Genomic DNA, 18,923 nt, shown 5'->3' with positions numbered 1-18,923 from the left:
TCCCCCTCGCCTATTTCCGTTCTGCCTTTTCTTTCGACCAATATTGATCCCACTTCTTCAAGAGATCCTCTACAGACAGCTGGTCTAATAAATAGCTCTGAATGTCTTTGTCTGCCGTGCTTTGCCATGCTCCCCAGCCTTTGTAGTCGACTGGTCTGGAAACATCCAGGAATGTAGACGGCTGCTGATTCATTTCGATGAACGGCTTGAAGTAGCCTGTCTTGTAAAACTCATCTTCGGCTGCACTCTTCACGACAGGAATGACAGATGTCTTCTTGGCAAATAGCGTAGCTTGCTCAGGATCAGATAGGAATTCGATCAGCTTCCACGCCTCTTCCTTATGCTTGGAATACGCAGTCATCCCCCAGCCCGGTCCGCCTACGACTTGCTGTGCCACTCCAGATGGTCCTACGGGGATAGGGGCAGTAGCCCATGTACCTTCCTCCATCTTTTCTTTGGCGCCGTCAATCACGTCAGGGTCTTGAATGAGCATGGCTGTAGAGCCTGCTACAAAGCCCTGAACCATCTCCTGAAAGCCCCAGCTGACCGAATCCGCTGGCGATGCTTCTTTATAAAGCTGCTTGTAGTAACGCATGGCTTCCAGAGACTCCGGTGTAGAGAAGAGTGTGCGTCCATCCTTTAAGAAAAAGGCGGAAGCCGGGTCAACTTGTGTACCGTTGTATGCCCACATCGTGATCAGCGCGTAATCCCAGCCGGTCGAGCCGCCACGGAAGCTGTAGCCGAAGCGGTTTTTGGCGGGATCGGTCAGTTTTTTCCCTGCTGTCAACAGCTCGTCCCACGTTTTCGGCACCTCTATGCCCGCTTCCTTGAACCAGTCTGTCCGGTAATACAGAACCCGCTGATACAGCCCATTCGGAATGTAGTACGGGGTGTTATCGACCCATGTCGCGCGGCGCTTGGCTACGTCTGTGAGCTGATCGTAATTTTGCCATTTGTCCGTGTACGGCTGCAGATTCTCGATAAAGCCATTCATCGAAAACTGCTTCGCATTGAATTCCCGCACTTCCAGTACATCCAGCTCTTCCTTTGCCATGAGCATTTGCGTAATTTTTTGGTCTGCTCCCTCAAACGGAGGGGAAATCAAATCGACCTTGATGCCCGGATTTTTTTCTTCAAACTGGGCGAGCATCCCTTTTAGCAGCTCGGTCCGTTGTGGACTCGTAATGCTCTCAACCATCTTTAATCTGACGGTTTGTCCACTTCTCTCATCGCCTGTTCCCGACGACGGTGCCTGAGCGTCTGGTACGGCAGAAGGCTGGCTACATCCTACCAATAAAGCTGTCACGATACTCATCTGTAGTGCCATCGAAATCCAGGAACGAATTCCCATATACGAACCCCCTTACTGATATTTGCAGGACAGTTCGTATTATAATAAATATTCAGAATAATTAGTTTTACTATCTTTACCAATCTTTGCATTATCTTTACTCGTTTTCGCTGTTAGGAAAGGGCTTCGTCAAACGCAGCTTCGATTGTATCAGCATCCTCAGAAACTACAAACAAAATATAGGATTGATTGGCTTTTAATACATATCGCTCGACGAGGTAAAATTCCTTCGGGCGGTAGTCCTTCAGCTTAACCTTCTGAGCCTCGATCCTCTCTCTGATTTTTTCCTGAACGCTCTCTACTTGATCCGCCTGTTTCACTTTAATCACAACCAGTTCATTCGCCTTTACGTTGGAGACTGCGGTATAAAGTACGAAGTCCTGGACTTCCTTTTCGTCGATATGGTACAGCTTCTTGAGCCTGTTCATATCCCCTTTTTCCATCTCTTCCAATGAGACAGCTTGCTTGATACGCTCCTCAACTGCACTTACGGAAACGTCCTTGCTGTCTTCGTTCATGCCGGAACAACCTACCAAATTCCCGCATAAGATCATGACGACAGACAGGACAGACAGACCCTTCCGATTTCTTTTGCTCATCATCGTTCTTGCCCTCCTACTTTTTTTATGGACGGATCTTCAAAAAAGGTAGTGGTGTTATACAAGATCAGCATTTCATCCATGTGCCGCTCTCTCGCAAGTTTCCATACATCCCCGTCGTAATACCTGAGATCCACTACGTCAATTTCGCTGAAATGTGGCGTCAAAAAGGGGAGAAAGCTGTTGGCATACGAATCCTTGACGACGAGCAGCCTTCTTTTCTCCTGACTACTCGTTGTGATTCGGATCAAGCCGTGATTCCCATTGAAAAACACGGTGTATTTATCCTTCTTGGCGAGATTATCCATGGCGTACATCGAATCTGAGCTTTTCTGCTCATCGACATTCTCCACGGTTAAGCTCTCTGGCTCCTTCGGCTCGTAAAGCTCAATGGAGTCAGACTGTACGTGCCTGAACCCGCTTTTCGAATACAGAGAACCATAGAACCCGCTGGTGACCTGGCGAATGGTGAAATCCTCTTCGTACTTTGGTGTAAATCCCATCGACCTCCCCAGCTCCCGATAGGCGATGAAAGCACCCTTGGTCGTCCAGTGATGGTCTGTTTTATAATAGATCGGCTGATCTTTGTTTGCCTCCAGTGCCGGATATACATCGATCCATCGAATACGGTCGGGAAGAGCTCTCCTGACCTTGTCAGAGTAGGTCCGTTCATCACCGCCTGAGGCATAGTGCGGCAATTTGTCCGCAAGCACAGTAACAGCCGTAGGGACCAGCATCACATATTTGCGAAGCTTGGGCGAAGCCTCGTCAAAAGCTTGAATGGCTTTTATCTTGTCTTGTACATCTCCCTGATTGGGACGGGTAAACTTTTGAAGCAAATACCCGTCCTTGCCGAGGTAAACTCCGTTGCTCTCTTTCTTCCCCATCCCCCGATCAACATTGGCCTTAAGTCCAATCCACAGGTCCCTTAGCATAAACTGGTCAGATAGGTACGCTTCAAATTCAGAAGCAAACTTGCCTGACAGCAGTTTGGAAAGCGAGAATTTCGGGAGCTGCTGCAGCATCCGGTTCTCCGATTCAGAAAAGTCTTCAATTGGGGTCAAGAGGTTGACAGCTAATATCGCTCCAGTAAACAGCAGCAGCAAAATGGCGATTGCTCGATAGTAGGCTTGGACGCATCCCTTCAAAATATATCCCCTCCTTAAAAACGAAAGTATAGGAATGGATTGTACGTTACATGTACCAGATAGGCTGTTGACACCACGATCAGGATGAAAGAAAGGCCAAAAGCGGCAACCGATCCGAATCGTGCAAACCTGCTTCTGATAGACAACAGCGCTTTGCGAGGCACCGGGGTAGCACAGAGTCCAAGGATGAGCAGCAGCAGAATGTTCGTTGACAAATCGTAAAGCGACTGGTCGTCCACGAATCCATGTGCTCCCACGCCAAACATCGTTCCGATGAAGGTCATGGCTGCGGATAGATGCTCAAATTCGAAAAATACCCAGCCGATGATCACGATGAACAGTGTGTAGACATGGCTGATGAAGGCCGGCAAGCGCTGAAGCCATTTCAAGAGAAACAGCTTTTCGGCCGTGACAAAAAAGCCAAAATACAGACCCCATATGATAAAATTCCAGCTCGCTCCATGCCACAATCCAGTGACAAACCACACCACAAACAGGTTTCTGAATTGCTTCTGCATACCAACCCGATTGCCTCCGAGCGGAATATAGATATATTCACGGAACCAGGTCCCCAGAGAAATATGCCACCTCCGCCAGAATTCCGTAATACTTTTAGAAATATAGGGATATCGAAAATTTTCCATGAATTCAAAGCCAAACATTTTCCCTAAACCGCGCGCCATATCTGAATACCCGCTAAAATCAAAATAAATTTGAAAAGTGAAAGCGATAATGCCCAGCCAGGCTGAAAGAACCGACAACTCCCCCGCAGGCGCCGCTTTCACACTCGTCCACAATAGTCCGATATTATTGGCGAGAAGCACCTTTTTCGCGAGTCCCGTAATCACTAATTCCGCCCCTTCCCCGAACCGGTCCAGTGTGACCTTGCGGGTGGTCAATTGCTCGACAATCTCTCCGTATTTGACAATCGGTCCTGCGACAAGCTGCGGAAACATCGTCACGTAGGCTCCGAAGGAAATCAGATTCCTCTGAACAGACACCTTCCCCCGGTAGACGTCGATAACGTAAGACATCGTTTGGAATGTGTAGAAGGATATCCCTACCGGGAGTGGAAGCGCTTCTGCCTGCAAGTTCAAGGCAAACAACAAATTCACATTGTCGATGACGAAGCCAGCATATTTGAAGAAGCCCAGAATTCCCAAGCTTCCCATCAAGGATAGGAGCAGAACACCGCGCGCAATCGCCTTGCGGTGCCTGTATTTCTCGATTAGAATCCCATTCACATAGTCAAATACGGTTGAGAAGATCATGAGGAAAATGTAGACAGGCTCGCCCCATGCATAAAAAATCAGGCTTGCGATGAGCAGGACGGCATTTCTGAGCGTATTGGGCGATGCGTAGTAGATCAGAATAGTTACCGGTAGAAAAAGGAATAGAAATACAAGGCTGCTAAAGACCAATCACCCGTCACCTCCATTCGTTGACCCGTTTGCAGGTTAATTCACCTGATCTTTCAGAAAGTCCAGCATACGGGTATAAAACTTGGGTTTAAAATGAATGCCGTCCGAAGTGTACACATCCTGATCGTCCGAAGCGATGGAGGATACGTCCGCATACGCGATCTTTTGCTTGGCAGCCAGTTCTTTCAGCCAGTGATTATACTCGCTGATATGTTTGTAAGCTGGCGTTTCCTGCTCCACTTCTGCCGTGACCGGAGTAACCGATAAAACCGTTATGGATGCTTCGGGAAGCTTCCTCTTGATACCCTCTATCAATTTCTCGTAATACTTCAGCGAATATTGCATGGGGTTGTCGGTTATTTGGGGAGGCAGCAAGAGATCATCCGATCCCAGCATGATGAACACATGTTTCGGGTTGCGCTTGGTCAAATCATCGATGTCTTCTAACGCCAGCTCGGTTATCTTTCCCGCGTCTCCCATTACATTTGCCTCCTCCAAAATGTCATGGTAGGACAACCCCTCTGTAATGGAATCACCCAGAAACACGCTGTTTTGAAAGATTGTTTTATAGGAAGCTGCAGTTGCTGCCTCCGCTGGATTGGCTTGAATGTGGGATGACGTACTTTGTTGGTTTTGGCCAGCTTGCTCATTGCCGCATGCTGACAATGCCAAAGCGATGCTTCCCATGAACAGCATTGAAATTACTTTTTTTACCATTTTATTGTTCTCTCCTTATTTGAAATTCATCTCTTTCCTCATGCCGTCTGTATTGAGCCTCCCCCTCTTTCTTGTCCGTTCCACAGAGAGTTTACTAGGGCGAGATAAAGATCAGATGCAGATTCTATCAATTTGAATTATAGAAACATGGCGCGGCAGGGAGCTGCGCAGCAACAAAAAAAAGAAGCTTCCCCCAAAGGTCAAAAAAACCCTTAAGGAAAGCTCCTTGTGTCTGAAATTGCCTACTCTTTTTTGTTCAGATAAAAATAGAACATCACACCTTCTGATGTATTCCTTGCACCATACGGTATGTCATGCAGCTCCAGTAGCTTCTTGGCGATAGCAAGTCCAAGCCCGGTTCCTCCACTTGAACGCTGACGGGAAGGCTCGCCACGATAGAAACGATCCCATATCTTCTCCAATTGCTCCTCTGGAATATGGGCCCCCTTATTTTCGATGATTACCTTCACGGTATTCAGCTCTTCAATGGCCGACACCATGATGGATTCTTGTTCTGGTGTGTAGCGAATGGCGTTGGTGAGAAAATTAACGATCACCTGCTCAATCCGGCTTTGATTAGCCACAACTTCGACCGGAGCAAGCCGGGTATGCAAGCGCAGTTGTTTGTTCTCCATCTGCAACTGCAAATTGCGGCAGATGTGTTCAATCACCGAATCGATATAAAACGAGTCCAGCTTCAGCTTATATGTGCCCGATTCATACTTGGCCAGCTCGAGCATATCTACGATCAGCAAATCCATCCTTTTCACTTCATCTTCCATCGCCGCAAAATAATGCTCCCGCTTATGGCTCGCTACTCCGTCTCGAAGGATAGAGAGGCAGCTTTGAATGACGCTTAACGGGGTTTTCAATTCATGCGACACCCCGGAAATAAATTCTTTACGCGTATTCTCCAGCTGCTTTTCCTTCTCAATGTCTTGCTCCAGCCGATTGATGTGGGAATGCAGACGTTCCGAAAGCTCGTTGATATTGCTCGATAGCTCGCCAATCTCATCGTTGGTTGTTACCTGAATTTTCTCAGAAAAGTCCAGTCTAGCCATTTTTTGTGTTGTCTGGTTGATCCGCAGCAGCGGACGGGCAAGCCAGCGGGAAAAATAGAACGATGCCAAGAGCACGAGCAGCAGTGTGGCGACGATGATATAAATATAGTATCGCTGCATCACTCTCGCAGCATCGTTCACGGGCTGCAGAGAAGTCATCGCAAACATGTATGCGGTCTTCCCTTTTCGATCTTCGATGCGGTCCACGAATATTTTGTAATTCACATGGTTTTCTTCAAAGCTCATCATCTGACTTTCGTTTGCGCTGCTGTCATAGTCTCCGTATAGAAGATCCGCTTGAAAGGCTTTTATCCGATTCAGAAACAAATGGTTGGTATAGCGCGAGATTCCTGACCCATCTGGAATCCGAACTTTCATAATGGTTCCGCTGACAAGCACAGAAGGATATTTTTCATGATAAGCAATCGGATTCTTAAATCGGGGAACGACTTCATATTCTTTATTCACCATCTGCTGGTTCGCCAGTTGATCTTCCTCTCTCAAATTGCGTCTACTTCTTCCCATCCGCTGCGGCACCAGATGATTATTCATGATCAAGCCTTCAATGGCGATCCCTTCCCCTTCTTTGATCCATGGACCAGGAAACGAAGTGCCTCTGCTGAAGTCCTCCACCTGCATGACAGTGTACAGCGGAATGGTTATCGTTTTACCCGAAAGCTCAGGGAAGTTGTCGGAGCGCTCCAGCCTGACCTCCATGAAAAAATCGTCGAGCTGTTCGAGATTGCCCATGGCATCTACGACCGTAATCCAGGTGTTGTGTTTTTGATAAAATTCCTGTTCGAGTTTGGCCGTGTCCTCTGCGCCGCTGTCATTTTTCAGGTAGTCCTCTTGATAAGACTGGAGAGCTGTCTTCACATCTTCTACCTTTTGATGCTCATAAAATTGTTTGAAGAATACGGTTTGTCCCACAAAAATGATCGCCAAAATGAACAGACACAACCCGGTCGTTACGAGAAACAGCTTCCGCACAATTCCTCTTTTCATGGCTGATCCTCGAATTTATAGCCTGATCGAACGACGGTGACGATGAATTTGGCATGCTCACCCAGCTTGGAACGTAGATTGCGAACATGACTGTTGACCGTACGATCGTCCCCAACGAAATCATATCCCCAAATTTTCGTGATTAATTGTTCCCTTGAGATAATGATCCCTTTATTTTTCATCAGATACGCCAAAATTTCAAATTCCGTATGCGTCAAGTTGCAGCTCGCCCCGTCGACCGAAACGGTACGGGATGGGAAATGGACGGTAATACCGCTGATGGACAGGGTATCGTCCTCTGATTCAGGGTGATCTCGTCTTTGCAGTAGCCGTTTTGCCCGTGCCAGTAGTATGGCAGGACTGTATGGCTTCGTTACATAGTCGTCTGCGCCCAGCTCGAAGCCAAGCAATGTATCATCCTCGTCTGAACGCGCGGTCAGCATGATGATCGGTACGTTCGACACCTTGCGAATGCGCTGGCACACTGACCATCCGTCCAGTTCAGGCAGCATGATGTCCAAAATAATCAAATGCAAGTCATGCTCCTGGAATGTCGCCAACGCCTGTTTCCCATCGCCCGCCTCCAATACTTCAAAACCTTCCTCGAGCAAATAATCCTTGATGACTTCCCGTAAAATAGGTTCGTCTTCCACAATCAATATCGTCTTTGCCATGCAACAACCCCACTACGTTTTGTGAAAGCAGCACTTCTGTACCTGCCTGATTTACTGGTTATCCTATCACGATTGCAAAAACTAGACAAACACGTTCAAGAGTATACCTGTAACGAAAGGTGCTATAATGAAATCGTTCAAGATGCCATTTACGTTCTGAAAAAGGAAGGAGACTCACGCATGAATACGAAGCAATTGGATCGAATCCACACGGGAAAAGGGTTTATCGCTGCCTTGGACCAAAGTGGTGGAAGCACGCCTAAGGCGCTGTTGCAATACGGTATTACGGAGAGTAGCTATTCTACGGAAGAAGAGATGTATGCCCTTGTGCATGAGATGAGAACGCGTATTATCAAAAGTCCTGCGTTTGATTCCGAGCATATTTTGGGTGCCATTCTTTTTGAGAACACGATGGATCGTTTTATTGACGGGCAATTGACCGCCGATTATCTTTGGGAGAAAAAAGGCATCGTGCCTTTTTTGAAAGTCGATAAAGGGCTTGCCGAGCTGGAAGACGGCGTTCAGCTCATGAAGCCGATCTCCGGTCTGGATGACCTGCTAAAGCGGGCAGTTTCGCGCAATATCTTCGGCACGAAAATGCGTTCGGTGATCAAGGAAGCCAATCCTGCTGGGATCAAAAAAGTCGTGGAGCAACAGTTTGCGATCGGCAACCAAATCGCGCAGATGGGACTGGTTCCGATTATTGAACCGGAAGTGGATATTTACAGTGCGGATAAGGCAGCATCAGAAAAGTTGTTGAAGGATGAGATTTCCACTCAATTAGCCGCACTTGGCAAAGATGTGAAAATCATGCTGAAGCTGTCTATACCGACAGAAGATAACTTCTACCGCGATCTCATGGACGATCCACATGTCGTGCGAATCGTTGCTTTGTCAGGCGGCTACTCGCAAGCAGAAGCAAACGAAAAGCTGTCCCGCAACGACGGATTGATCGCCAGCTTCTCCCGCGCCTTGTCGCAGGACCTTGCTGCCGGGCAGTCCGACGAGGAATTCAATGCGACACTTTCTTCGTCCGTTCAAAGCATTTACAAAGCCTCCCTGTAATCCTGTAAAAAATTAGACAGCAAAAATCCCGTTCCACGTTGATTGTGAAACGGGATTTTTTTATATGGCAGAGAATACGCTCTAGACTTTCTCCCGAACCAGCATCCGCAGCCCGAGTAAAGCAGCCCAAGCCTGGCGTTCTGCCTTGAAAAAGAAGCGGAGGGGCATTTCACCTTGCACAAAAACGAGCGTGTCGCCAGCACTTGCACGCAGCTCAAACTCGGCTCCCGCTACGTCAGCTACTGGATTTCCATCACGCAGAAAAATGCGTAAATCTCCACCTTCTGCCGAGCGATATGTCCCGACCAGTCTCTCCAGCTCGTCTTTGCTCGCTTCGTAGGTTGGCTCCTGCGGCTCTTTTTGCTCAACTGGCAGCCCCATCGCCGCATTGACAGCGGCGAGCCATACATTGCGCACCGGTACGTTGTCGAGATTGGACAGGACAGCGACTACCAGTCCTTTTTCTGGTACAAATCCGAAGTTGGAGGATACTCCTGGCTGCCCTCCCCCGTGCTCAACAAGTGTCACTCCCTCATAATCAGGAGTCATTTTGAGCGCGTAGCCGTACCAAGCATTTCTCGTCACTTTGTGGACAGGCTGCCACATCGTGCGTAGCAGCGCTGCACTCGCTATTTCTTTATTCTCATAGCAGCCTTCATTGACAAACAGCTGACCGTATTTCATCAAGTCGACAACGTTGGAGCGAATCCCGCCGCCGACCTCATAATTTCCGAGCGTTGGCCATGTTGCCTTCTCGACTGGATTGCCGTCCCCTCTTTGCACATAGGGGACAGATACATCATCCAGACGCGCTACCTCTTCGAGACTAAATGTGCTCCGATGCATCTCAAGTGGCTCCAACAGCTGATTCGTCATATATCTGCGGTAGAGTCGTCCTGTTACGCGCTCGATGATGGCCCCGAGCAGCAAAAACATGTCATTGCAGTAGCTGATGTACTCACCTGGCTCTCCTAGAGGCTCGTATGCAAGCGCCCCTACATACTCCAAATGGTCGTTTAATTTCGTCAATTCCTCACGGCGCAATAGCGGAGGTACTCCTGATGTGTGAGACAAAAGATGCCGGATCTTGATTTTTTCGGGGTCTGCTTGTCCACCTGGCCGAAAAGATGGAATGTATTTTTTCACAGGATCATCCAGAGAAAGCTTGCCTGCCGCCACCAGCTGCATGATTGCAACTGCCGTGAACGACTTGGTGACAGAGGCAATCCCAAACAAAGTTTCTGGTGTAACGGGCTCCCTCGTATCCAGATCACGTACTCCAAAGCCTTTTTGATACATAATTTGACCATCTCGCGAGATGGCAAGAGAAAGCCCTGGTATGCGATGCTCCTCCATGAACGCTTCTACGTATGCGTCCAGCTTCGATTCAAGTGCGAGATTCATGGCATTTCCCCCCATGCATGGACGGTGCGTCCTTTTCTCCCTTTTGTCGTTACCGCTTGTGTCAGTGAATTATAGATGGCTTCTTCCGTTGCCTCAGCTGCAGCTGCAAACAGCTGGTTCATGATCGGATGATCCTCCCGCACCTGCACGCGTGTTTCCTGATAGCTCTCTGACTTGTGCATCATGCGCTGAGCCGTAGAAAAGGCAATCACAATATCGCCACTGCCATGCCCAAAATGACTTCCTGTACGTCCAAGGCCGATTCCGGCCCGCTTTGCAACGCGGAGCAGCTGTCTATCACTTAGTGGCGCATTTGTAGCAAGCACCATGATAATCGAGCCGTCCTCTGCTTTTTCAACAGAAGGCGCTTCCTTCATCTTTTCAGCAAACAGCTTGTCTCCTAAAAATTCTGACTTGCTTCCAAAATTGCTGAGCACCAGTGCCCCCACTGTAAACGACTGCTCATCGAGCGTAATTACACGTGAAGAAGAACCGATGCCGCCCTTGTAGCCAAAGGCAACCATGCCTGTCCCGGCACCTACCGCCCCTTCCTCGACGGGAGCATCAGAAGCACGCAGAATCGCTTCGCGTGCATCCTCTGGCCTTACGACACAGCGCCGGATCGAATTGAGATGCCCATCATTGCATTCGCCAACCACGATGTTAATCGTCCCTGTCGTATCGCCGATCTCCTCATTCGTGTCGAGCATGTACTGAAGCGTGCCCTGCGTGACAGCCGGCACGGAGAAGGTGTTGGTCAGCATAATTGGCGACTCGATCACACCAAGCTCGTTTACTTGAACCAGCCCCGTCGTTTTGCCAAAGCCGTTTATCACATAGCTGGCAGCGGTTACTTTTTCTCGGAACAGACTGTCTCCATGTGGCAATATCGCGGTCACACCTGTGCAAGCATACTCCTCGTCTGCTCCCGCAAGTTCCTCTTTCATGGTCACATGACCTACGCGCACGCCTGCTACGTCCGTAATATCATTCTTTTCCCCTGTGGGGAGCTGTCCGATCGTAATTCCATATTCCCGAATTTTTTGCCTTTTCTTTTGAGTCATCATTCATTCCAGTCCTTTCTGTCGTCACCTCGGCAAGGAATGCTTACCGAGGGCGATTGCGCAAAAAGTTTTCGTAAGCAAAGCCGCGTACTTCATCCTCTGTATATCGCTTGAGCAGCTCATTAATCAAATTTTGGCTGACACCCGCATGCTCCAGCCCAACTACCTTTGTCGTGATGCCATCAAAATCAGAGCCCAATCCGATATTCCGTACTCCACCCAGTGAGCAGAAATGCTCGATATGTCTAATCAAATCGTCAATCGTGGTTACACCTGATTCTTTGATAAACATCGGGCAATAGACGACATGCACGTTTGCGTCTTTTGCAAACATCGCTTTTGCCTGCTCATCATTCAAATTCCGCGGATGATCACATATTGCTCTTGCATTGGAATGACTGGCGATCGGATATTTCGCTATTTCCATTGTATCCCAAAAGCTCGTCTCAGACAGGTGAGAAACGTCGGTCAAAATTTTATGCTCGTTATGAAAGTGAATGATTTCTTTGCCAAACAAAGTCAGTCCCGCATTCCTTGGCTCCAGGACTCCGTCTGCTGCCAGATTCGCCGGATTCCATGTTAGTCCTACCGAGCGCACACCCAACTGATAAAGAATGTTCAGCTTTTTCAGATCATTGCCGATCGGCTCGACTCCCTCCAGCGTCAGGATCGCGCCGATTTCACCTTCCTGTAGCAGATCCAGCTCGTGCCATTCCCGAATTTGCTTCATCTCAGGATTTTTTCCCAGTACTTCTACATAAAAATAGTGGATTTGATCCAATGCTACCTGAAATCTTTGCTCAGACGACATATCTGGAGACGTAAAGATGGCAAAGCATTGCACCTTGACTCCGCCTTGCAGCAGGCGCTGTTTGTTGATGTCCAGCTCCTCTGCATCCGCAAAGGCCAGATTCCCTTGTTTTTCCCAGATTTTCAACAATGCATCACAATGAAAATCAATGATATTCATGCTTGTCATAACCATCGCCGTCCCTCATTTTTTTCTTTAAAGCATACTACCTATTCTCCTGATTTTACGGTAAGGTATTTTGGAGAGCGATTCCAATAAAATATTACTATAGGCATCTTCAAAAATTTGCATAATGGAGCATAACCTATGAACATGGAGCAAATTGAAGCGTTTATTTTCGTCGCCCTGACTGGGAGCTTCAGTAAAACAGCTGATTTGTTATATCTCTCCCAGCCAACTGTCAGCATGCGAATTAAAGCACTAGAAACCTCACTGGACTGCAAATTGTTTCAACGCACGGGACATATGATCTCCCTGACCAAAGAAGGAGATTTGTTCCTCCCTTATGCCAAAAGTATCCTGCATATGCTGCAGGAAGGTCAACAAGCTATTCAGCGATCACATGGCGACGTCGAAGGCGAGCTCACGATTTCTGCTGTTTTCGTCTCCGCCTTTTACATTTTACCGGCACTAATCGAGCAGTTTCAGCTGCTCTATCCCAAGATCAAGCTGACGATTCTTACTGGCCATTCCCATCAGGTACTGGATATGGTACTGAATCATGAGGTTTCTTTCGGAATTGCCAGAGCCGTCACCCATCCTCAAATCAATCGGATACAGCTCATGTCGGATGATATGGTGCTGGCGATTTTCCCAGAGCATCCGTTTGCTTTTCGTCATCAGGTATCGATTGAAGAGGTGGCCCGTGAACCATTGATTCTGTTTAACCGTGGCTCTCTCGACTGGAAGCTGATTAACAATGCATTCAGTCATTATCAGCTCCAGAACAACGTGGTCATGGAAGCAGACAATATCGAGGTTGTCAAACGGATGGTCAAACAAAAGCTGGGAATTGCCTTTTTGCCTCGTTTTGCTATCACAAACGACCTGGAAGAAGGGCAATTACAGGAAGTAGCTGTCCTCAACCTGCCGCAAATCAACCGAAACTTTGAATTGATCTATTTAAAGGATACGCCTTTTCACGGGATTATGCGTACATTTGTTGACTTCTTGATGCAGAGCAAGGTCATGGAGCCCCAAAACAAAAAAAGCCCGTAGCCAATCGGTTACGAGCTTTTTGTTATTTTATTCCACGCGATAGTTTGAACACCATTCTACGATCAGAGCGTTTAATTCCTCTGGGCTATCGATATTGGGCAGATGAGCGGAGTTTTCAAACTTAACGGACTTGGCCTGCGGGATTTCACTTGCGAGCCATTTGGCCGTTTCTATAAAGTCAGGATGGTCTAATTGACCGTATACAACACAGGCAGGTACGCTCACCTCAGCTAACCTCTCTCTCGGATCAGGCTGGAGCGCATTTGGTTTGTTGACCTCTTTTGGCGGCTGGCTAAAGATATCACGATATATGTCATGTATCCATTCTCGGCGCTTTTGTACTCGCCCTTTTTCTGCATCCGGTCCATCTAAAATGAGATTCAGATTGAGTTCGAGCGCTGCTTCTATTTGACCATAGCTCATGGCCTCCATGATCTTTTTAAACCATTGCTGTCTGTCCTCTGAAGGCACTTCAAAGCCGCCTGGGCAAACGAGAAGAAGCCGTTCTACCATTTCCGGATAGGCCAATGAGAATTCGACACTGACATAGCTGCCAAATGATGCCCCGACGAATGTCGCCTTTTTTATCCCGAGCTCATGCAGCAAAGAATAGAGGTCTTCATACAAGGTAAACGGCTGACCCGGGTCCTTCGATTTTCCGAGTCCTCTCATATCATAACGGATCACTTGAAACTGCTTGGACAGAACTTCCATTTGCGGCTCCCACATCCGACTATCCAAGGGCGCGCCGTGCACAAGTACGATTGTCTCTCCCTCTCCAGCTATCTCATAATAAATATCTGCCCCGTTTACCGACTTAAATCCTGACTGTCCCATATTCGTCACCCTCTATTCTGAGAATTTGGACTCTTCCTTTTCATGTTAGCATAGAAACCAATAGGTAAGTTTTGGAATTTTTGTGAAAAGACAACAAAAAGCTGCCGAGAATTTCTCGACAGCCTGTTTTATGCAGCAATGCTATTGCACCGATTGCTGTTCCTCATTTTTCGTCTCTGTTTGCTGCAATTGACCTGTGACGTATTTTTGCAGCTGTGTGGCATTCACTGTAATGACGGCAGCTCCATTTATCTTTTCTTCACGCAACAGCTCCATAGGTGGAAGCTGCGCCGTGTGGATGGTGCGCGTACCGCCTTTGTGCAAGCTTACCGCCAGCTTCAGCATTTTTTCCGGACTCATGTTTGTCTGGATGTAGGGTGCAATCTCCTTCAGCAGGCTCGGAAGGCTTACCAGCGTGGATGTTGATTGCAGCTTCTCAGCCATCGCGCCCAGGAATTTGCGTTGACGCTCGGTTCGTGTGTAATCTGACATGGCATCTTTACGGAATCGCACGTATTGCAATGCCTTGTTACCATCCAGAAGCTGCGTTCCTTTTTTCAAATTGATTTGGTATTCCGGCTTATCGGTTGGGTCCAAATATTTCATATCTTTTTCAACTTCAAGCTCTACACCGCCAACGGCATCTACCAATTTAATAAAGCTGTCGAGGTCGATGTAATAGTAATAATGGACCGGAAGTCCGACCAGATCACTTACTGCCTTCATCGAAAGCTCAGGACCACCAAAGGCAAGCGCTGCGTTGATTTTGTTTTTTCCATGCCCAGGGATGTTTACATAGGTATCCCGCAGGATCGAGAAGAGATGGATTTGGTTCGTTCCAGGTTCAATCGAGACAAGCATCATGGAATCTGAACGACCAGCGTCTTCTACTACTCGACCGTCTCCACCAAGCAGCAAAATATTTACCCGCTCTGTCCCTTCCCACTCTGGCAATTCGTATACAGGGGGCTTTTGTACTTCAGACTCTTGAGACGTATTGCCGCTTGCTACTACTTTGGGTTTGCTGATCGTCATTGCAAACTGAGCAAAGGAGTACGTATAGTATCCTACGATCCCCAAACAGAAAATAAGAATCAACAACGATATCCGCTTCAATTTTTTAAGCATGAAAAAATATTCCTTTCCTCATTTAGCAATACCTGTAAGCTGATGCTTACTTGGCTAACATCATATCAAAAATATCAATTGTCGACAATTTTCTCATTTTGCAAAATGATGGTAATCGCCTGCTTCCCCATTTGGTTCCAGCCTTGTTCAAATGTCGACACTGCTCTTCGGCTGCCTTTTCCCGCTTGTCGCAACGGATCATGAAAATACACGTACGTTCCGTCAAACCCTGTCAGCAAAACGGAATGTTCATTGCGCGTAGTCTGAATCGGGCCATCCGCGGTTAGCCATTTAACCGAACGGCTATTATCCTGTGCGAACGTTGATGTTACGATTACCCAGACAGGAATCCCTTGCCCTACGATGCTCGTAATATCGGAAAAATCGAGGTCGGTCAAATTCATTACCTGCTGACCCGCATATTTTCGTGCCAATTCCTCAATCGGCTTATGGAAGACACCGAAGCCCGGTTTTTTCGCATCATACATGTCGCCTACGAAGCCTTTATACGGGTTGCCCCATCGCATGTTCTGCTCACTGTCATAGGAAAGGGGTGTAGGGTCCCTCACGATCTCACGGGCCAAGACCATTTTATCCACAGAAAACCCATTAACCCCAAGCAGCATCGCGAGTGTAGTCACTTCGCATCCCCGCGGCAATTCCGGTAATTGGCTGTAATAGGGCGCATCCACGATAGTAAGCTTGCGTGCCTCCTTTTTCTGGTCTTCATTCGACCATAGCGTTCGATCCTCTTTGGTCAGCCTGATACTCATTGTATGCGATGCTTGCTTCGCATGCAGAATCGCTTCTTTCAGATCGTCGAAGTCGCCAACAGCATGCTCCCCTTGGTATACGGTAAACTTTTTGCTCATGACTTTTGGCTGCGTCACTGTTTGTTCGGCCTGCTGGAATGCTGTGGCTAATGAACGGGCGATTTGCAGCAATTTTTCAGGAAGCTGCTTGTTTTGTTGTAGATAGAACACCAAAAAAACGGTGATCTGTATCAGGCTGATCATCAAAACGATGAGTAGAGGCCTCTTCCATTTCTTGATTATCAACGAGATATTCATCTGTTTTTTGTCCTTCACAATTTTCTTGGCATCCGTTTGCTATTCGACAATTCGATTCTTTTCCCTTTCTATTCCCGATTTCTACTAAAAAACGACAAATTTGAAAATGTGCGCGCAATAAAAAAGAGTTGCCGAGATGATCTCGACAACCCACAAAGAAGACGATGCAAATTTTCGTATGATTATTCTTCGCCCAACAAATCTTCTAATACTCGTTGTACTTTTACACCTGTCTCGAAGGTTACCAGACGCGCTTCCCCACCGGCTAGTGCAATCGACAGCTCATCTAGCAGGAGTGACAGACGATCCAACGGCTGAATCTCGACAGCTGCCGGCGCTTCGCCATTGCCGCCAACAAAAAGGTTGCCCCAGTTCACAACACTTAGTGTACCTTCTGTACCATAAATCCGATAATCCAAATGCTCCTGGTGCCCAATGCCTGCCAAGCCATTGATAGTGATTGGCGTGCCGTCTGCCAGACGCAAATAAGCGGAGACACTCGTCTCGCAAAGTGTTGGGTCTGCTGGGTATTCTACTTCGGAGCGAACTACCTGCAGATCGCCAAACAAGGCGTATGTCAAATGGGTGAAGTGAGGGAGAACCTCGCGGATGAATCCGCCCTGCTCACGACCTGACAACCAAGGTGTTTGCTGCCACGGACGTGGCCATTGATGGAAATGAGTCAGGATGTCGATGCGACGAATTGTTCCGAGCTTTTCCAATCGGCTGCGCAGCTCAGGGAAAATCGCCTGATAATAGAGTGGGAAATTCATTGCATGGACAACTCCCGCGTCCTTTGCTGCTGCCAGCATTTCTTCTGCTTCAGCAAGTGAGTTCGCCAATGGCTTTTCGCACAGCAGATGTTTTTTCTTGGCGAGTACATCCAGTGCAATGGCGTGATGAAATTTTGGTGGAACAGCTAAATAAATGACATCCAGCTCTTCTTTTTCGAGCATGGTTTTATAGTCGGTATACCACGGCACATCGCCGGACAGCTTCGCTGCTTCCTGTGCGCGATCAGCGGAAGCATCACTGATTGCTGCTACGCGAAATTTATCGTGGGTGCGAATCGCATTCATCATGCGCTCTCCCATGACACCTGCCCCGATGACCCCAACGTTTTGTTTGTTCTGGCTCATTTTGTTCCCTCGCTTTTTCCTGGAAGTATTGTTTTGTCACCATTATGTACACATACCCTTTTTCTCCATTTATCTGAACTTTCCTTGTTTATAAACAATTGTTTTGTTTTCGGAGGTTTTTAAGAAGGGAAAAATCCTGGAGGTTCGGGCGGTTGTGGTCGGGGGAAAAAGCAGAAAACGCGTCAGATTCTTGGAACACTTGCTGGATGATTCACTGGACGGCTCCGGGAAAAATGTGAAACCGCGTCCAAAGTGGTCGGTTCCGGGATTCTTCTCAGAGGTGGACGCTTAAGGGCGTGTTTCTCTTTTTTCACTACGCCTCGGCTGTGTTCCAAAGATCTTCTGCTTTTTTCTCCTTTTTCCTTGGACAGCTGTTGGGCTTTGTCTGGCTTTTCTTTTGATAGAGCAACATGAATAAGCACCTAGAAAGCACTAACGCTCGCTGGAGAAACAGGTTTCCAGGCGAAGCCGCTACCACTTTGACGTTTCCACGTAAATCGCTGCGCAGCGGACAGCCTCCTCTTCCTCGCAGGGTGAAGACCGGAGCGCAGATCGGAAACCTGTTTCTCCCTCACCGCAGCCATCTCTATGTCACCCATTGTTAATGAAAAAACCTCATCAACAAAGGATGAGGTTTCAGCGTGATGTGCAGACGATCCTATTCTTTATATATCAAGGAGTTTAACGATTCTGCCTGATCTTTGTCCTGTTGACTGACGATTCCCTCAAATTGATACACGTACGTGCCATTATCCGAAATCTTGACGTAAGCTACGTTCTGCTTCGTAAAACGCTCCAACACTTCATTTGCCTGCATGATTGACAACTTGGAATACATCGCGAGCTCGGTAGCGGTTAAATTGCCACCGTGACGCGAAGCAATTTGAAGCACCAAATTTTCCAATGCATCTACTCTTCGAAGTTTGGTATTTTTTCGTGCCACGAACAATAGCCAGCCACCTAACAGGACGGGAAGAACCCCGAGCAGAAGAAAGAGTACCAAATCTTTCGTTACGGTCAACTTTGTCTGCTCAGAAGCTATTGCCCCACAGATCATAATAAATCCAAATAGCAAAATAATTGCTCCCGCAATGTACTGAATCACTTCTGTAACAAGTCCGCTTCTTGTCGTTTTTGGGTTCATACATACTCAGCCTTTCCTCTATCGTTAGTTTCCAGTTTATCATATCATTTCCATTGGCTCATCAGCT

Annotated in this window: 17 protein-coding genes; 2 read left to right on the top strand and 15 right to left on the bottom strand. The window is 47.6% G+C overall.

Annotated features, from left to right (window positions below; genetic code table 11):
* Positions 1-10: 10 nt before the first annotated feature.
* The 7 genes from ADS79_RS06560 to ADS79_RS06530 form a co-directional block, all read right to left on the bottom strand.
* The gene (locus tag ADS79_RS06560) at positions 11-1,351 is read right to left on the bottom strand and encodes an ABC transporter substrate-binding protein (protein ID WP_049737605.1); all 1,341 of its coding nucleotides are present in this window, start codon (positions 1,349-1,351) and stop codon (positions 11-13) included.
* Between the two features lie 113 nt (positions 1,352-1,464).
* Positions 1,465-1,953, bottom strand: coding sequence for a DUF4358 domain-containing protein (locus ADS79_RS06555; RefSeq protein WP_236699904.1), 489 nt, complete (start codon positions 1,951-1,953; stop codon positions 1,465-1,467).
* On the bottom strand, positions 1,950-3,098 hold the full coding sequence (locus ADS79_RS06550; RefSeq protein ID WP_049737604.1) for a DHHW family protein: 1,149 nt from the start codon (positions 3,096-3,098) through the stop codon (positions 1,950-1,952). Before ADS79_RS06550 ends, ADS79_RS06555 begins: the two co-directional genes overlap by 4 nt.
* A 14-nt stretch (positions 3,099-3,112) precedes the next feature.
* On the bottom strand, positions 3,113-4,519 hold the full coding sequence (locus ADS79_RS06545; protein WP_049737603.1) for an MBOAT family O-acyltransferase: 1,407 nt from the start codon (positions 4,517-4,519) through the stop codon (positions 3,113-3,115).
* A gap of 36 nt (positions 4,520-4,555) precedes the next feature.
* Positions 4,556-5,236 (bottom strand): GDSL-type esterase/lipase family protein, encoded by a 681-nt coding sequence (locus ADS79_RS06540; protein WP_049737602.1) that lies wholly within the window; start codon positions 5,234-5,236, stop codon positions 4,556-4,558.
* Positions 5,237-5,478: 242 nt separating this feature from the next.
* Positions 5,479-7,302, bottom strand: coding sequence for a sensor histidine kinase (locus tag ADS79_RS06535; RefSeq protein ID WP_049737601.1), 1,824 nt, complete (start codon positions 7,300-7,302; stop codon positions 5,479-5,481).
* Positions 7,299-7,976 carry a response regulator transcription factor gene (locus ADS79_RS06530; RefSeq protein WP_049737600.1) on the bottom strand — a complete coding sequence of 226 codons (678 nt, stop codon included), beginning with the start codon at positions 7,974-7,976 and terminating at the stop codon, positions 7,299-7,301. The genes ADS79_RS06535 and ADS79_RS06530 overlap by 4 nt, the downstream gene beginning before the upstream one ends.
* A gap of 180 nt (positions 7,977-8,156) precedes the next feature.
* On the opposite strand from ADS79_RS06530, the gene ADS79_RS06525 reads away from it, so the two are divergent.
* Complete coding sequence (locus ADS79_RS06525; RefSeq protein ID WP_049737599.1) at positions 8,157-9,041, top strand: fructose bisphosphate aldolase; 885 nt, start codon at positions 8,157-8,159, stop codon at positions 9,039-9,041.
* 81 nt (positions 9,042-9,122) lie between these two features.
* Here the strand turns inward: ADS79_RS06525 and ADS79_RS06520 are convergent, their stop codons facing one another.
* From ADS79_RS06520 to ADS79_RS06510, 3 genes are read right to left on the bottom strand one after another with little or no spacing between them, the layout of a single operon-like run.
* The gene (locus tag ADS79_RS06520; protein ID WP_049737598.1) at positions 9,123-10,445 is read right to left on the bottom strand and encodes a serine hydrolase domain-containing protein; all 1,323 of its coding nucleotides are present in this window, start codon (positions 10,443-10,445) and stop codon (positions 9,123-9,125) included.
* Positions 10,442-11,509, bottom strand: a complete 1,068-nt coding sequence (locus tag ADS79_RS06515; protein WP_049738157.1) for a DmpA family aminopeptidase — start codon at positions 11,507-11,509, stop codon at positions 10,442-10,444. The genes ADS79_RS06520 and ADS79_RS06515 overlap by 4 nt, the downstream gene beginning before the upstream one ends.
* Before the next feature lie 43 nt (positions 11,510-11,552).
* Positions 11,553-12,488, bottom strand: coding sequence for a dipeptidase (locus tag ADS79_RS06510; RefSeq protein WP_049738156.1), 936 nt, complete (start codon positions 12,486-12,488; stop codon positions 11,553-11,555).
* 138 nt (positions 12,489-12,626) lie between these two features.
* Between ADS79_RS06510 and ADS79_RS06505 the strand changes: the two genes are divergently transcribed.
* The gene (locus ADS79_RS06505) at positions 12,627-13,538 is read left to right on the top strand and encodes a LysR family transcriptional regulator (RefSeq protein ID WP_049737597.1); all 912 of its coding nucleotides are present in this window, start codon (positions 12,627-12,629) and stop codon (positions 13,536-13,538) included.
* Between the two features lie 27 nt (positions 13,539-13,565).
* On the opposite strand, the gene ADS79_RS06500 is transcribed toward ADS79_RS06505, so the two are convergent.
* From ADS79_RS06500 to ADS79_RS06480, 5 genes are all read right to left on the bottom strand, one after another.
* The gene (locus ADS79_RS06500) at positions 13,566-14,375 is read right to left on the bottom strand and encodes an alpha/beta fold hydrolase (protein ID WP_049737596.1); all 810 of its coding nucleotides are present in this window, start codon (positions 14,373-14,375) and stop codon (positions 13,566-13,568) included.
* 141 nt (positions 14,376-14,516) lie between these two features.
* A complete protein-coding gene (locus ADS79_RS06495; RefSeq protein ID WP_049737595.1) occupies positions 14,517-15,503 on the bottom strand; it encodes an LCP family protein in 987 nt (328 codons plus the stop codon).
* A 74-nt stretch (positions 15,504-15,577) separates the two neighbouring features.
* The gene (locus ADS79_RS06490; RefSeq protein WP_084765667.1) at positions 15,578-16,573 is read right to left on the bottom strand and encodes a C39 family peptidase; all 996 of its coding nucleotides are present in this window, start codon (positions 16,571-16,573) and stop codon (positions 15,578-15,580) included.
* A gap of 182 nt (positions 16,574-16,755) precedes the next feature.
* Complete coding sequence (locus tag ADS79_RS06485) at positions 16,756-17,712, bottom strand: Gfo/Idh/MocA family protein (RefSeq protein WP_049737593.1); 957 nt, start codon at positions 17,710-17,712, stop codon at positions 16,756-16,758.
* Positions 17,713-18,370: 658 nt separating this feature from the next.
* Positions 18,371-18,856: a hypothetical protein gene (locus tag ADS79_RS06480; protein WP_049737592.1), complete on the bottom strand. Its 486-nt coding sequence runs from the start codon at positions 18,854-18,856 to the stop codon at positions 18,371-18,373.
* Between the last annotated feature and the right edge of the window lie 67 nt (positions 18,857-18,923).

Origin of the sequence: Brevibacillus reuszeri (assembly GCF_001187725.1) — a bacterium.
GTDB classification, from domain to species: Bacteria; Bacillota; Bacilli; order Brevibacillales; family Brevibacillaceae; genus Brevibacillus; species Brevibacillus reuszeri.
This window is presented reverse-complemented; position numbering and strand designations above follow the sequence as displayed.